This window comes from Arthrobacter sp. KN11-1C (assembly GCF_052180225.1).
GTDB lineage: Bacteria > Actinomycetota > Actinomycetes > Actinomycetales > Micrococcaceae > Arthrobacter.
This window is the reverse complement of record NZ_CP197467.1, coordinates 1,337,367-1,350,385: the sequence shown is the minus strand read 5'-3', so window position 1 is coordinate 1,350,385 and position 13,019 is coordinate 1,337,367. Positions and strand designations below refer to the sequence as shown.

The 13,019-nt window shown below is 64.2% G+C and carries 15 protein-coding genes; 5 read left to right on the top strand and 10 right to left on the bottom strand.

What is annotated here, in order from left to right; translation table 11 throughout:
- The first annotated feature begins 154 nt into the window (after positions 1 to 154).
- Positions 155 to 787, top strand: coding sequence for an O-methyltransferase (locus ACSBOX_RS06370; RefSeq protein WP_442545291.1), 633 nt, complete (start codon positions 155 to 157; stop codon positions 785 to 787).
- A gap of 75 nt (positions 788 to 862) precedes the next feature.
- On the opposite strand, the gene ACSBOX_RS06365 is transcribed toward ACSBOX_RS06370, so the two are convergent.
- The 5 genes from ACSBOX_RS06365 to dapE form a co-directional block, all read right to left on the bottom strand.
- The gene (locus ACSBOX_RS06365) at positions 863 to 1,030 is read right to left on the bottom strand and encodes a DUF3117 domain-containing protein (RefSeq protein WP_009357720.1); all 168 of its coding nucleotides are present in this window, start codon (positions 1,028 to 1,030) and stop codon (positions 863 to 865) included.
- 231 nt (positions 1,031 to 1,261) lie between these two features.
- Positions 1,262 to 2,500, bottom strand: a complete 1,239-nt coding sequence (locus ACSBOX_RS06360) for a hypothetical protein (RefSeq protein ID WP_442545969.1) — start codon at positions 2,498 to 2,500, stop codon at positions 1,262 to 1,264.
- Between the two features lie 35 nt (positions 2,501 to 2,535).
- Entirely contained in the window at positions 2,536 to 2,871 is a 336-nt protein-coding gene (locus tag ACSBOX_RS06355) for a DivIVA domain-containing protein (RefSeq protein WP_442545290.1), read from the bottom strand.
- 37 nt (positions 2,872 to 2,908) lie between these two features.
- Positions 2,909 to 3,709 carry a TIGR00730 family Rossman fold protein gene (locus tag ACSBOX_RS06350; RefSeq protein WP_442545289.1) on the bottom strand — a complete coding sequence of 267 codons (801 nt, stop codon included), beginning with the start codon at positions 3,707 to 3,709 and terminating at the stop codon, positions 2,909 to 2,911.
- 175 nt (positions 3,710 to 3,884) lie between these two features.
- On the bottom strand, positions 3,885 to 5,009 hold the full coding sequence (gene dapE / locus ACSBOX_RS06345) for a succinyl-diaminopimelate desuccinylase (RefSeq protein WP_442545288.1): 1,125 nt from the start codon (positions 5,007 to 5,009) through the stop codon (positions 3,885 to 3,887).
- 86 nt (positions 5,010 to 5,095) lie between these two features.
- Here dapE and dapD point away from each other — a divergent pair, with 86 nt between their 5' ends.
- Both dapD and ACSBOX_RS06335 read left to right on the top strand, forming a co-directional pair.
- On the top strand, positions 5,096 to 6,121 hold the full coding sequence (gene dapD / locus ACSBOX_RS06340; RefSeq protein ID WP_442545287.1) for a 2,3,4,5-tetrahydropyridine-2,6-dicarboxylate N-succinyltransferase: 1,026 nt from the start codon (positions 5,096 to 5,098) through the stop codon (positions 6,119 to 6,121).
- Between the two features lie 11 nt (positions 6,122 to 6,132).
- Positions 6,133 to 6,975: a hypothetical protein gene (locus ACSBOX_RS06335; protein ID WP_442545286.1), complete on the top strand. Its 843-nt coding sequence runs from the start codon at positions 6,133 to 6,135 to the stop codon at positions 6,973 to 6,975.
- An 18-nt stretch (positions 6,976 to 6,993) separates the two neighbouring features.
- On the opposite strand, the gene ACSBOX_RS06330 is transcribed toward ACSBOX_RS06335, so the two are convergent.
- Together ACSBOX_RS06330 and ACSBOX_RS06325 are read right to left on the bottom strand one after the other, a co-directional pair.
- Positions 6,994 to 7,605, bottom strand: a complete 612-nt coding sequence (locus ACSBOX_RS06330; protein WP_442545285.1) for a hypothetical protein — start codon at positions 7,603 to 7,605, stop codon at positions 6,994 to 6,996.
- 63 nt (positions 7,606 to 7,668) lie between these two features.
- Positions 7,669 to 8,295: a TetR/AcrR family transcriptional regulator gene (locus tag ACSBOX_RS06325; RefSeq protein WP_442545284.1), complete on the bottom strand. Its 627-nt coding sequence runs from the start codon at positions 8,293 to 8,295 to the stop codon at positions 7,669 to 7,671.
- 114 nt (positions 8,296 to 8,409) lie between these two features.
- Between ACSBOX_RS06325 and galE the strand changes: the two genes are divergently transcribed.
- Positions 8,410 to 9,423 carry a UDP-glucose 4-epimerase GalE gene (gene galE / locus ACSBOX_RS06320; protein ID WP_442545283.1) on the top strand — a complete coding sequence of 338 codons (1,014 nt, stop codon included), beginning with the start codon at positions 8,410 to 8,412 and terminating at the stop codon, positions 9,421 to 9,423.
- Between the two features lie 78 nt (positions 9,424 to 9,501).
- Here galE and ACSBOX_RS06315 read toward each other — a convergent pair whose 3' ends face one another.
- The 3 genes from ACSBOX_RS06315 to fdxA form a co-directional block, all read right to left on the bottom strand.
- Entirely contained in the window at positions 9,502 to 10,785 is a 1,284-nt protein-coding gene (locus ACSBOX_RS06315; protein WP_234748347.1) for a citrate synthase, read from the bottom strand.
- Positions 10,786 to 11,015: 230 nt separating this feature from the next.
- Positions 11,016 to 12,164 carry a succinyldiaminopimelate transaminase gene (gene dapC, locus ACSBOX_RS06310; protein ID WP_442545282.1) on the bottom strand — a complete coding sequence of 383 codons (1,149 nt, stop codon included), beginning with the start codon at positions 12,162 to 12,164 and terminating at the stop codon, positions 11,016 to 11,018.
- Between the two features lie 15 nt (positions 12,165 to 12,179).
- Positions 12,180 to 12,506: a ferredoxin gene (gene fdxA / locus ACSBOX_RS06305; RefSeq protein WP_018776555.1), complete on the bottom strand. Its 327-nt coding sequence runs from the start codon at positions 12,504 to 12,506 to the stop codon at positions 12,180 to 12,182.
- A 136-nt stretch (positions 12,507 to 12,642) separates the two neighbouring features.
- Between fdxA and ACSBOX_RS06300 the strand changes: the two genes are divergently transcribed.
- Positions 12,643 to 12,885 carry a putative acetyltransferase gene (locus ACSBOX_RS06300; RefSeq protein WP_442545281.1) on the top strand — a complete coding sequence of 81 codons (243 nt, stop codon included), beginning with the start codon at positions 12,643 to 12,645 and terminating at the stop codon, positions 12,883 to 12,885.
- Positions 12,886 to 13,019: the final 134 nt, after the last annotated feature.

Below are 13,019 nucleotides of genomic sequence, written 5' to 3'. Positions count from 1 at the left end.
ATTTTGCTGATCACTGGCATGCTTTTCCCGCAGAGCGAACATTGTCCGGAAGGCACTCCGAAGACACAGAATTGCGGGCAGCGGGCGTCCGGGCTGGGCGGCGCGTAGCCAGTAGTCTGGAAGCAATACCCCTCTGCCTGGAAAGCGAACCCCCATGAGTGCCGACAAGTCAACCAGCTGGTCCTATGCAGAAGATCTGCCTGCCGAGGACGACGTGTTGCTTCGCGCCCGTGAACGCTCCTACGATTTGGGCGTGACCCCGGTCAGCCCCGGAGTCGGGGCAGTCCTGACCGTCCTGGCCGCGGCATCGAAGGCGCAGACCGTTGTGGAGGTCGGATCCGGGGCAGGCGTCTCAGGCGTGTGCCTGCTGCGCGGCCTCAGCCCGCAGGCTGTCCTGACCACTATCGACGTCGACGTCGAGCACCTCAAGGCCGCCCGCGAGGCGTTCCTGGAATCCGGCAGTCCGGCGAACCGGACCCGGACCATCTCAGGCCGTGCCGCCGATGTCTTGCCGCGCCTGACGGACTCCGCGTACGACCTCGTGTTCATCGATGCGGACAAACCCAATTTTCCCGGTTACGTCGAGCAAGCAATCCGGCTCCTCAAGCCGGGCGGAACGCTGGTCATCAACGACGCGCTGGACAAGGACAAGGTTTCCAACCCGGCTGCCCGGGACAGCACCACCGTGGTGCTCCGCCAGATCGGCAAGGCCATCCGCGACGACGAGCGGCTCTCCTCGGCGATGCTTCCGACAGGTGACGGCTTGCTGGTCGCAGTCAAGAAGTAGCCGGCCGCCGTTCGCTTTCAGGCTTAAACATGAAAGCAGGGCGCCGGCTCTTACGCCGGGCCCTGCCCAGTGAATCTATTCGGTAACGCCTACGAGGCATTCCTTGAGGTTCGCCGCCTCTGCTGCGTTGAGCTCGACCACCAGCCGTCCTCCGCCTTCGAGCGGCACACGCATGATCAGGCTGCGGCCCTCTTTGGTTACTTCCATAGGGCCGTCGCCAGTACGTGGTTTCATAGCCGCCATTAGGAAAATCCCCTCCAGTTGTCCCAAATCCCGCCAACCCGGCCGGGCTGGCTCCGCGTGGAATATACGGCGCCGACATTCATGGCAGTTCAGTCGTCGTCGCCGAGCACCCGAGAGTGCCTTTGTCCTTGCTTGTGTCCATTATCTCGTAATTACCCGCCCGTAGCTAATTGATGGACTTTTCCCGGCGGGCCGTGATCGCGCTTGAACAGGGGAAAGACCGTCGCGGCATCACGGCGGGTAGTCGCCGCCGCCCGGCAGCGGGGCCCACGCCCACAGCCAGACGATCCAAACGATCTGGAGGAGGAAGAACATGACCACCACTGTGCCGCGGTAAGCCTTTGAACGGGACAACCAGGCCGCGCTGAGCGCCAAGGGGAACAAGGGCAAGAGCATCCGGAACGTACTCGTCTGGGGGTGCAGGAAGACCAGGAGGTACCCCATGTAGCACGTGCACCACAGCCTCAGCTCGGCGCCCAGCGCCCGGACGGGTTTGCTCACCATCAGCAAGGCAAAGAGCGCCACGAAGACAAACGGCGCCAGGATACCGAGTACTGGTCCGAAGAGCAATTGACCGGTCTCGAACCATGGCTTGAACGGAACGAGGTCGTCCCCGCGCCAAACCGTTTCAGTCTTGGTGTAGGCCAGGGGATCCCTCGTGACCGCCCAGGCAATGGCCGGCCACGCGAGAGCCCCTGCCACGCTGACGACTACAAGCGCCGCCAGCGATCCAAGTTCCTTGGACGTGGGAATGGCGGCCGCGGGCATGGTTCCTTGAACGGACCCCGCGCCTGGGCGGCGTCCAAACCTCTTCCACAAGTGGTGGAGCAGGAGCAGGCCCGCCATGGCCGCGAAGGGCACGCCGGTGGGCCGCGACAGGCACATGAGCAAGACCACCGGGATCGCAGCCAGGTATTTGCGGCGCACCAGAAGCAGAAGCGAACCCGCCAGCAAGAGTGTGTTGAGGGACTCCGCATAGGGGACCTGCAGGATGGCCGAGACCGGGAACATCGAGAAGAAGGTCACAGCCCAGAGCGCCGTGGTGCGCCCGGCGTATTCCCGGAACAGTTTGTAGACCAACAGGGCCGCGCCCAGCCCGGCCACCACGGCAATGACTGTCAGGGCGGGCAGCGCCGCCAGTCCGGTGACGGCACCGAGAGCCCTGGCAAGGTAGGGAAAAAGAGGATAGAAGGCCCAGGAATTTTCCGCGACGCCGCCGTTCGCATTGAGCGGCAAGACAGACGGATACCCGTTGTTCGCGGCTTCGGCGTACCAGCGCCCATCCCAGATCGTGATGAAATTCCAGTAGTCGGGCGCCGGCGGGAACCACGGATTGACACCTTGCTGCAATGCCGCAGCCATGAAGATGCAAGCACTGACAAGCCTCGATGCGATATAGACGAGGGCTACCTGGACCCACCAGGGCCAAGCGACGGCATGGGCTCCGACGAGGCGCAGCCTTCGGGCCAGGGATCCCTTCGGAGTCCCCACTTCGACTGGCTGGGTCACTCCTGTGGTTCTTCCTGGTCCCCGGCTGCTTCAAGGGCCAGTTTCAGTCGTTCGATTTCCCTCTCCTGGGACGTCAGCTGATCCCTCAGCTCATCGAGCACCTCATCCACCTGGTCCATGCGGTAGCCCCGCAGGCCGAGGGCGAAACGGACGCGATCGACGTCGGACGCCTTGGCTCCGGCCGGCAACAGGACCGGCGGCAGGTTCGGGACGGGTTCATCCAAGCCGGCGCCGGAGTCGCGGCTGGATCTCGCCATTCCGGCACCGAGGAACAAAACGGCACCGATAATGACAATCGCCAGAAAGACCAGAAAAAAGCTCACAACAACCATCGTGCCAGACTCAGCTGAGAGCTCAGTGCCGGCAATGCTACTCCGGGCGCTGGTCGCCGTTGGTCGAAGGCGGACGCGGGATTCCGTGCAGCACGCGGTGGACGGCGTCCCCGGGATCGTCCACAAGCTGGATGAGGTCCAGGTCCTTTGCGGAAACCATGCCTTCGGCAACCAGGGTCCCCTTGATCCATTCGATCATCGGGCTCCAGAAATCCACCCCCAGAAGGACGATCGGGAATGATGTCACCTTGCGGGTCTGCACCAGAACCATGGCTTCGAACAGTTCGTCGAGGGTACCCAGGCCGCCCGGCAGGACGATGAACCCTTGGGCGTACTTGACGAACATGGTCTTCCGGGCGAAGAAGTACCTGAAGTTGATACCGAGGTCCACCCACCGGTTGAGGCCTTGTTCGAAGGGCAGTTCGATTCCCAGTCCAACGGAGACGCCGTTGCCTTCGACAGCTCCCCTGTTGGCCGCTTCCATCGAACCCGGGCCACCCCCGGTGATGACGGCGACGCCGGCTTCGGCGAGATGGCGGCCGACCTGCACGCCCATATCGTAATAGCCGGTGCCCGGCTTGGTGCGGGCGGACCCGAAGACACTGACGGCGGGGCCGAGCTCAGCGAGCGCACCGAATCCTTCGACGAATTCGCTCTGGATCCGCAGGACCCGCCATGGGTCGGTGTGAATGAAGTGGTCCGCTCCCCTGGTGTCCAGGAGTCGCTGGTCCGACATCGGCATGGCGGCCTGTTTGCGCCGAAGCTCCAAGGGTCCTTTGTGCTTTGCTGGCGGCTCCGGGGCAACGGCGGGGGCTGACGGTGCTGATCCGTTGCTCATCGCCTTGCCATTGGCGTCTGGACTAGGAACTTGGGGCTGGCTCGTACTCATTGACCTAGGCTAGCGCGGATGCCGCCGGATACGCCGCAAACGTGGGTGTGGCCCGTGGGCTTGGTTCCGGAACCAAGCCCACGGGCCACACCCACGTTCACAAGCAAGAGTGAGGTCGCTCGACCTAGTCAGCCAGCCACGACCGCAGCGCGCGGAGGCACTCACGGATGGCATCGGCGTCGACGTGTTCGTTGTCTTTGTGCGCCAGAAGCGGATCGCCCGGCCCGAAGTTGACCGCCGGAACGCCCAGTTCGCTGAAGCGCGCGACGTCGGTCCAACCGTATTTGGGTTTGGGCTGGGCCCCGACGGCGGCAACGAAGGACGCCGCAGCCGGGTGATTGAGGCCGGGCCGCGCTCCAGCGGCGGCATCGGTGCGGACGACGTCGAAGCCCTCCAACAGTTCGCGCACATGGGCTTCGGCCTGGTCCGGGGTCTTGTCCGGCGCGAAGCGGTAGTTGATCTCCACGACGCAGCGGTCCGGGATCACGTTTCCCGCGGTGCCGCCGTTGATCTTCACGGCGTTGAGACTCTCCCTGTAGTCCAGCCCGTCCACGTTGACCGTGCGCGGTTCGTAGGCCGCCAAGCGGCTCAAGATGGGCGCGGCAGCGTGGATGGCATTGCTGCCCATCCATGCCCGGGCGGAATGCGCGGCTTCCCCGACCGTGGTGGCCTCAAAACGGCTGGTGCCGTTGCACCCGCCTTCCACTGTGCCGTCGGTGGGTTCGAGGAGGATCGCGAAGTCCCCCTCCAGGAGATGGCCGTGGTTCCGCACCAAGCGGCCGAGGCCGCTCTTGACCGCTTCGACTTCCTCGTGGTCGTAGAAGACGAAGGTGACGTCCTTGCCGGGCTCAGCGCCGCCGTCGAACATGGTTGCGGCCAGCGCAAGCTGCACCGCCACCCCGCCCTTCATGTCAGTGGCCCCGCGTCCGTACAGGTTTCCCGTCCCAGGGACTCCGGACTCCCACGTGGATGGCACGGTGCCGAGTGAACCTTCCACGGTGGGCAACGGCACGGTATCGAGGTGGCCGGCCAGGATCACGCGCTCCGGGCGTCCCAGCTCGGTCCGGGCAATGATGGCGTCGCCGTCCCGCACAATGCGCAGGCCAGGGATCGTCCGGAGGGCGGATTCAACGGCGTCTGCAAGCGCGGCTTCGTTGCCGGACACGCTGTTGATGTCCATCAGCGCGGCGGTCAGCAGCGCAACGTCTTGCCTGATGTCAAGAAGGATCGGAGTAGTTTCAACGGTCACCTCTCCACTGTATCCCTAGCGAATTGCGACCCCTTCGGTCCACACACGGTTTCAAGGGAAGCAGTGGCTCTCGATAGACTTGCGCCATGACTGAAACCGCTGCCTCTGCCGCTCTCGATAGCGCTTCTGACAACGACCGCACCGCCTACGGCTTTGGCCTGGCCACCATCGCCACCTCCGACGCCGGAGAAGCGACCGTGCTGGACGTATGGTTTCCGGCGCCGGCACTGGGCGAAGCGGCCGCATCCTTGCGGGCCGTGGAGCACGCCGACGAGTCGCTGACCGCACTCGCCGCTGACAGCCACGACGCCGACCGCCGGACCGAGCAGAAAGTGGTCTTTGCCCAGATCAACCTGGACGAAGCCCCCGCAGATACCGTTGACGCCTACCTGCGCCTGCACTTGCTTTCGCACCGGCTGGTCAAGCCCAACAGCATCAACCTGGACGGCGTCTTCGGCAAGCTCCCCAACGTTGTGTGGACGAACTTCGGCCCCGCCGCGGTGGATGGCTTCGAATTGACCCGCGCCCGGCTGCGCAAGCGCGGCGCCGTCACGGTCTACGGAGTGGACAAGTTCCCCCGCATGGTGGACTACGTCGTCCCCACCGGCGTCAGGATCGCCGACGCCGACCGGGTCCGCCTGGGCGCCTACCTCTCCGAAGGCACCACGGTCATGCACGAGGGCTTCGTGAACTTCAATGCCGGCACCCTCGGCACGTCCATGGTTGAAGGCCGCATCTCGGCAGGCGTTGTTGCCGGTGACGGCACCGACGTCGGTGGCGGAGCCTCCATCATGGGAACCCTTTCCGGTGGCGGCAAGGAAAAGATTTCCCTGGGTGAGCGCGTGCTCCTGGGCGCCAACTCCGGTGTGGGCATCAGCATCGGCGACGATTCCGTGGTTGAAGCCGGCCTTTACGTCACGGCTGGAACCCGGGTGCGTATCCCCGGCCCGAAGGACGCCAACGGCGAGGACACCAGCAGCATCATCAAGGCTGTTGAGCTCTCCGGCGTACCGAACCTGCTGTTCCGCCGCAACTCCACCACCGGTCAAGTCGAGGTCCTCCCCCGCAAGGGCCAGACGGTGGAACTCAACGAAGCCCTCCACGCCAACTAGCTGATATCCGGATGCGCCGCCTCCGACGCACCATCATCCTGTTGCTGGCGCTTGCCTTGGTGGCCGGTGCCATCTATGCCGTGGTGACTGTACTGCAGCGCTCCGAAACCTTGGTTACGGAGCGCTGCGTCGCCGTCGTCGGCTCGGACTCCTACGAGTTGGCGACGGACCAAGCGGCGAACGCCGCCCTCATCACCGCCATTGCGGTCCAGCGAGGGCTGCCTCCGCGTGCGGCCACCATCGCGGTGGCCACCGCAATGCAGGAATCCAAGCTTCGCAACATCGGCCACGGTGACGAGGTAGGCCCCGATTCGAGGGGACTCTTCCAGCAGCGCCCGTCCCAAGGGTGGGGCACCGAAGCCGAGGTCATGGATCCCGTCTACGCGACGAACGCGTTCTATGACCACTTGGTGAAAGTGCCCGGCTACGAAACCATGGCGATCACCGATGCCGCGCAAGCGGTCCAGCATTCCGCGTACCCCCAGGCCTACGCGCAGCAGGAAGCGATGGGCCGGGCCTACGCGTCGGCGCTGACCGGACATTCTGAAAGGGCCCTGGACTGTACCCTCCGCGCCGCGGACGCTGCCGGTGATCCGAATGCCGTTGCGGCAGCCATGACGACGGCGTTCGGCTCCCTGCCGGCCGTCGCCCAAGGCCGCACGGTCCAGTTGAACATCACTGGCGTGCAGGCATGGGCTGTGGCCCAGTGGGCAGTGGCGAATGCCAAGGACCTCTCCGTGACCCAGGTTGACGTGGCCGGCGCCAGCTGGAACCGGCAGGACCACAAGGGGTGGCAGGATTCAGCGGCAGCATCGGGATCCGTGACCATCACGGTTTCGGCTCCGAAGACGTAATGTGCGGGGCTGCTGGCCTCAGGCCAGCAGTTCGACCACCGGCTGCACGTAGCTGCGGAAGATGTCCGGTTCGGACAAGAGCCGGTGGCTCATGATCATCTTGTCCGGCTCAAGGTACCAGGCCCGTGGCTCGTTGAGGGGCAGCTCGATGATCGTCAGCTGGAAGTCCCGGGAGCTCCGGCCGACTTCGAGCAGCCGGTCCTCCACCATGTCGCCCAGAAGCAGCGTGGCGCCACTCGCTTCGCGTTCAGCCTCGAGTTTTTCGTACTCTTCAAGGCGTTCACGGGCCCACGTCAGGGCGGCACCGAAGTGTGCCTGAAGTACCCGGCGAAGGGCCGGCGAATTGCCGAAGGCGTTAAATCCCGGGGGTGAAAGCTCGGGCGCGGCATCCGGATACGCCCTCAGCAGCTGTTCCCACCAGGCCTCCCACTCCGTCTTGAGGGCCGGCACTCCGCCTACCTCGGCGGTGAGGTGCGTGTGGTCCGCGTGCCTTACTTTAGGTGTGGCGTGGGAAAGCGTCGGCGTCCCGGCTCCGTCCAATCCAGCAACGTCTCTCAGATACAAGGCAATGAGCATCGGTCCGGAAGTGTCCATTGTGATCCGCCACCCCTGACCGCCTGTGTCATGCATCCGATTGCCTCCCTTGGCAGGTGCCCGCTCAGAGTTCCAGTCTATTCCCGAAGAGGCGCGACGTTAACGGTTGGAAGGCACCGCAAGAAGACTGTCCACATGTGCGGTCAGAACGTCGCGGCAGACTTCGGCCGTCATCCATTCGGGCTGCAGCAAGGCGTGCATGCACAGGCCGTCGAGGGTAGCCAGGAGGCGCTCGGCCTCGGTCACAAGACGCTCCTGGCCGGATCCGCCGTCGGGCATCAGCCGCATCACCAAGCGGCCGACGACGGCGGCCACGGCACGGTGGCTGCGTGCGGCTTCCTGTTCGAGCACCGGCCGGATCCGGGCCGCGTGCCGGAATGCCATCCACACGCAGGCGTCGACGGCCAGTTCCTCGTCGAGCGGAAGGAATTGACCCAGCAGGGTTAACACGGCGTCGTCGTGCTCCGCCGAGCCGTTGTCCAGGGATTCGACGACGGCGAACGCCCCCTCGAGCCGCCCGGCGATCCTGTCGATGACCACGGCAAAGGAATGGACCAGCAATTCGTCGCTGCTGGCAAAGTAGTGGCGGACCGAACCAACGGCAAGCCCGGCTTCGTCGGCCACCTCCCGCAAGGAGGCTCGCTCGAGGCCATCCGAGGCGATGATCCTGAAGACGGCTTCGACTACTTCTTGGCGCCGGGCTTCGGCATCGACAATCTTGGGCACAAATCTTTTTAGCACAAACGTGCTTGAACCGTGCCGTCCGGCACACGGAACCGCGGGACTGTGGCCTACGCAACACTGAGCGGGCACGCACCAAGTTCGACTACCGTTGCTTGCATGAGAATTCTTGTCACGGGTGGCACCGGCTACATCGGATCGCACACCGTCCTGTCCCTGTTGGAAACCGGACACGAAGTGGTCGTGGTGGACAACCTCGTGAACTCGAGCGAAGAATCCCTGCGCCGCGTCAGTGAACTGGCGGGAAAGACCGCAGCATTCCATCAGGTGGACCTGGTGGACGAGGCCGCGCTTGAGGCCGTGTTCGACCAGCACAGCATCGACGCCGTCATCCACTTCGCGGGCCTCAAGGCGGTTGGCGAATCCGTGCAGGAACCCTTGAACTATTACTACAACAACATCGTGGGCACACTGAACCTGCTGCGCGCCATGGACAAGCACGGCGTCCGTTCGATCGTGTTCAGTTCCTCGGCAACGGTATACGGCGAGCACAACCCCATCCCCTACATCGAGAAGATGGAGATCGGGGCCAACAACCCCTATGGACGCACCAAGGAGCAGGTCGAGGACATCCTCACGGACCTGGGCGCCGCGGACGAACGCTGGCACATCGCCTTGTTGCGCTACTTCAACCCGGTGGGCGCGCACCCCTCCGGCCGGATCGGCGAGGATCCGCAGGGCATCCCCAACAACCTGGTTCCGTACATCGCCCAGGTTGCCGTCGGCCGCCGCGAAAAGCTCATGGTCTTCGGCGGCGACTACGACACCCCGGACGGCACCTGCCTGCGGGACTACATCCACGTCGTCGACCTCGCGGATGGCCACGTCGCCGCCCTCGACTACGTTGCGGAACGCCCCGGCGTGCACCGCTGGAACCTCGGCTCCGGCAAGGGTACATCCGTGCTGGAGATGCTTCACGCGTTCGAGCAGGCTGTGGGCCACCCGCTGCCGTACGAGATCACCGGCCGCCGAGCGGGAGACCTGCCCGCGTTCTGGGCCGATGCCTCCTCCGCCCTGGCCGACCTGAGCTGGTCCACCACGAAGACCGTGGACCAGATGTGCGAAGACCACTGGCGCTGGCAGAAGAACAACCCCCTCGGCTACAGCTCTTAAAAAGCAACGCGAGGTCACTTACGGCCCATGATGTCCCTTGGGACGGACCGTAAGTGACCCCGCGTTGGCCGGGCCGGACTAGATCGCCGGGTAGTCGCGCTCCGGCTCTCCTGTGTAGAGCTGCCGCGGACGGCCGATCTTCGTCTGGGGATCGTTGATCATTTCGCGCCACTGGGCGATCCAGCCGGGGAGCCGGCCGATCGCGAACAGCACGGTGAACATCTTCTCGGGGAAGCCCATGGCCTTGTAGATCAGGCCGGTGTAGAAGTCGACGTTCGGGTAGAGCTTGCGCTGGATGAAGTAATCATCGGCCAGCGCCTTCTCTTCGAGGCGCATCGCGATGTCCAGGAGCTCGTCGTTGCCGCCGAGCTTGCCCAGGATCTCGTGTGCGGTCGCCTTGATGATCTTCGCGCGGGGGTCGTAGTTCTTGTAGACCCGGTGCCCGAAGCCCATGAGGCGGACGCCGTCCTCCTTGTTCTTGACCTTCTCCATGTATTCCTCGGGCTTGATGCCGTCGGCCTGGATCTGGCGCAGCATCTTCAGCACGGCTTCGTTGGCGCCACCGTGGGCGGGGCCGAAGAGGGCGTTGATGCCTGCGGAAACGGAAGCGAACAGGTTCGCGTTCGAGGAGCCCACCAGGCGGACGGTCGACGTCGAGCAGTTCTGCTCGTGGTCGGCGTGCAGGATGAGCAGGAGGTCGAGCGCCTTGACGACGACGGGGTCCAACTCGTACTGCTCTGCCGGCAGGCCGAAGCTCAGGCGCAGGAAGTTCTCCACGAGGTTCATGGAGTTGTCCGGGTACAGCATCGGCTGGCCTATGGACTTCTTGTGTGCGTAGGCCGCGATGACCGGAAGCTTCGCCATGAGGCGGATAGTGGAAACTTCCACGTGCTCCGGGTTGAACGGGTCCAAGGAGTCCTGGTAGAACGTCGACAGCGCGGAGACGGCCGAGGAAAGCACCGGCATCGGGTGCGCGTCACGCGGGAAGCCGCCGAAGAAGCCCTTGAGTTCTTCGTGGAGCAGCGTGTGGTGGCGGATCCGCTGGTCGAACGCGTCCAGCTCGGTGGGTGTGGGAAGGTTGCCGTAGATCAGCAGGTAGGAAACTTCCAGGAAGCTTGAGTGCTGGGCAAGCTGCTCGATCGGGTAGCCGCGGTACCGCAGGATACCGGCGTCGCCATCGATGTAGGTGATCGCCGACGTGGTGGCGGCGGTGTTCATGAAGCCGGGGTCATAGGCGACGGCGCCCGTCTGCTTCAGCAGCTTGGAAACGTCGTATCCTTCGTTCCCTTCTACAACCTTGATCCGCGGGAGTTCGAGCTCTCCGCCGGCATGGCGCAGGGTAGCGCTGGTGGTCTCAGTCATGGAGTCCCCTTCATGAGGCTCTTGGCCTCGGTCGAAAGCTTGATCCAACCAACATCTGGTGACTCCAACCGGGGGCCTGCAAGTGCAGGCGCCATCGGCCGGACTGCCTTCATGGAGAAAGCCACCATTGATAGTCAGTTAAAAGCTACCGCCAGTAAGCGGGACAAACTAATTCACAAGCTACGGTTACTGGCGGATTGACGCGCCCTGTGCGGCAAGTCACAGCATTGTTACCGAGCAGTGTTCAAGCGTTCCACGGCCGCATCGATGCGTTCGTCGGTGCCTGTGAGCGCCACTCGGATGAAACCGTTGCCTGCGTCTCCGTAGAACACTCCGGGCCCGACGACGATCCCCAGGTCAGCGAAACGCTGGACCGTGTCCCACGTTGCCTCCCCCGCCGTGGACCACAAGTACAGGCCCGCCCTGGACTCGTGGATCTCCAGGCCGAAGTTCTGAAGTGCGGGCACGAGGCGTTCACGGCGTCCGCGGTAGAGATCTTTTTGGGCAAGCACGTGGCCGGCATCGCTGAGCGCGGCGCGCATTGCTTCCTGAACCGGGTAGGGCACGATCATGCCTGCGTGCTTGCGGCTGTTGACGAGATTTGCCACGATCGCCGAATCCCCGGCCACGAAAGCAGCGCGGTAGCCGGCGAGGTTCGACTGCTTGCTGAGGGAATAGACGCACAAGAGGCCGTCCGTGGATCCTCCCGTGACGCGCGGATCAAGGACGCTCGGAACGGCCTCGCCGCCACGCTGCGCATCCCATTCACCCCAGCCGAGTTCGGCATAGCATTCATCCGACGCCACGACTGCGCCGATCTCGCGTGCCTGGGCCACGATCTGCCTGAGGGATTCGACGTCACGGACGCTGCCCGTGGGATTGCCCGGAGAATTGATCCAGATGAGCCGGACCCTGGCGCGAGTGGCTGAATCCAGTTCGTCCAGGCTGTCGGCGGCGACTGCGGTGGCCCCTGCGAGCGTGGCGCCGATGTCGTAAGTCGGGTAAGCAACAGTGGGACGGACCACGACGTCACCCGCGCTGAGTCCCAGCAGGAACGGCAGCCAAGCCACCAATTCCTTGGAGCCGACCGTGGGCATGATGTCCCTCGGATCGATCCCGGGGACCCCGCGACGGCTGGCGAACCAGGCGGACACAGCCTCGCGGAGTGCCTCCGTGCCGTGGACTGTCGGGTACCCATGGGCATCCGCAGCCCCGGCGAGCGCCTCGCGAACCAGCTGCGGCGTAGGATCCACGGGGGTTCCGATGGAGAGATTGACCACCCCGCCCGGGTGTTCTGATGCCTTGGCCACATACGGCGCCATGGCTTCCCAAGGGTAGTCGGGCAGGTTGAGGCCGAAAGCGGGGGCCGCAGAAATCAAAGGAAGCAACCGTTCTTAGTGGTCTTGGTTCTGAGGAGGCAGCGCAGCGATGAAGGGGTGGTCCTTGCCGGTGTTGCCGATCTTGGCAGCGCCGCCCGGGGAACCAAGGTCATCGAAGAACTCGACATTGGCCTTGTAGTAGTCGGCCCATTCCTCCGGGGTGTCGTCCTCGTAGTAGATCGCTTCCACCGGGCACACGGGTTCGCAAGCTCCGCAGTCCACGCACTCATCCGGGTGGATATAGAGGGAACGTTCGCCTTCGTAGATGCAGTCAACAGGACACTCTTCAATACATGCCTTGTCCTTGACGTCCACACACGGCTGCGCGATTACGTAGGTCACGTCCCTTGCCTCTCCACAGTTGTCCCGGAAAGTTTCCGGGTAGTACCACCGGCCATATGGCCGGTACATCGAATTCTGAGCCTATTATCCCCCAGCCGGAACTCAGCAACCTAGCCGGGCGTCTTACTATGAACTGGTGAATCAGCCCCGGCCCCAGGATTTCCTGCTCTATACCGTATCCGGAACACGCGTCGTTGTCCGATACCGGCTGGACGACGGCTTCACCGATGCCCTCGGCTACCTGCTCTCCGTCGCCGATGGTGCGTGCACCATCCGTACCCGGCAGTCCGACGTCGAGATCCCCCTTGCCCTCGTAGTGGCCGCCAAGGAGGTCCCTCCCCCGCCTCCGCGCCTTGGTCCACGCACAGCCCCCGAGTAGTCCCGCGCTCCCCTGCCCGCGCTCCCCTGGCCGCCCACCTCAGCCCACCCCACCAACGCGGACATGCCCCCTGCTCGCTCGAACCATTGGACATAGTGGGAATATGCCCATTCCTGGCTCGCAGGGCTGGGCAT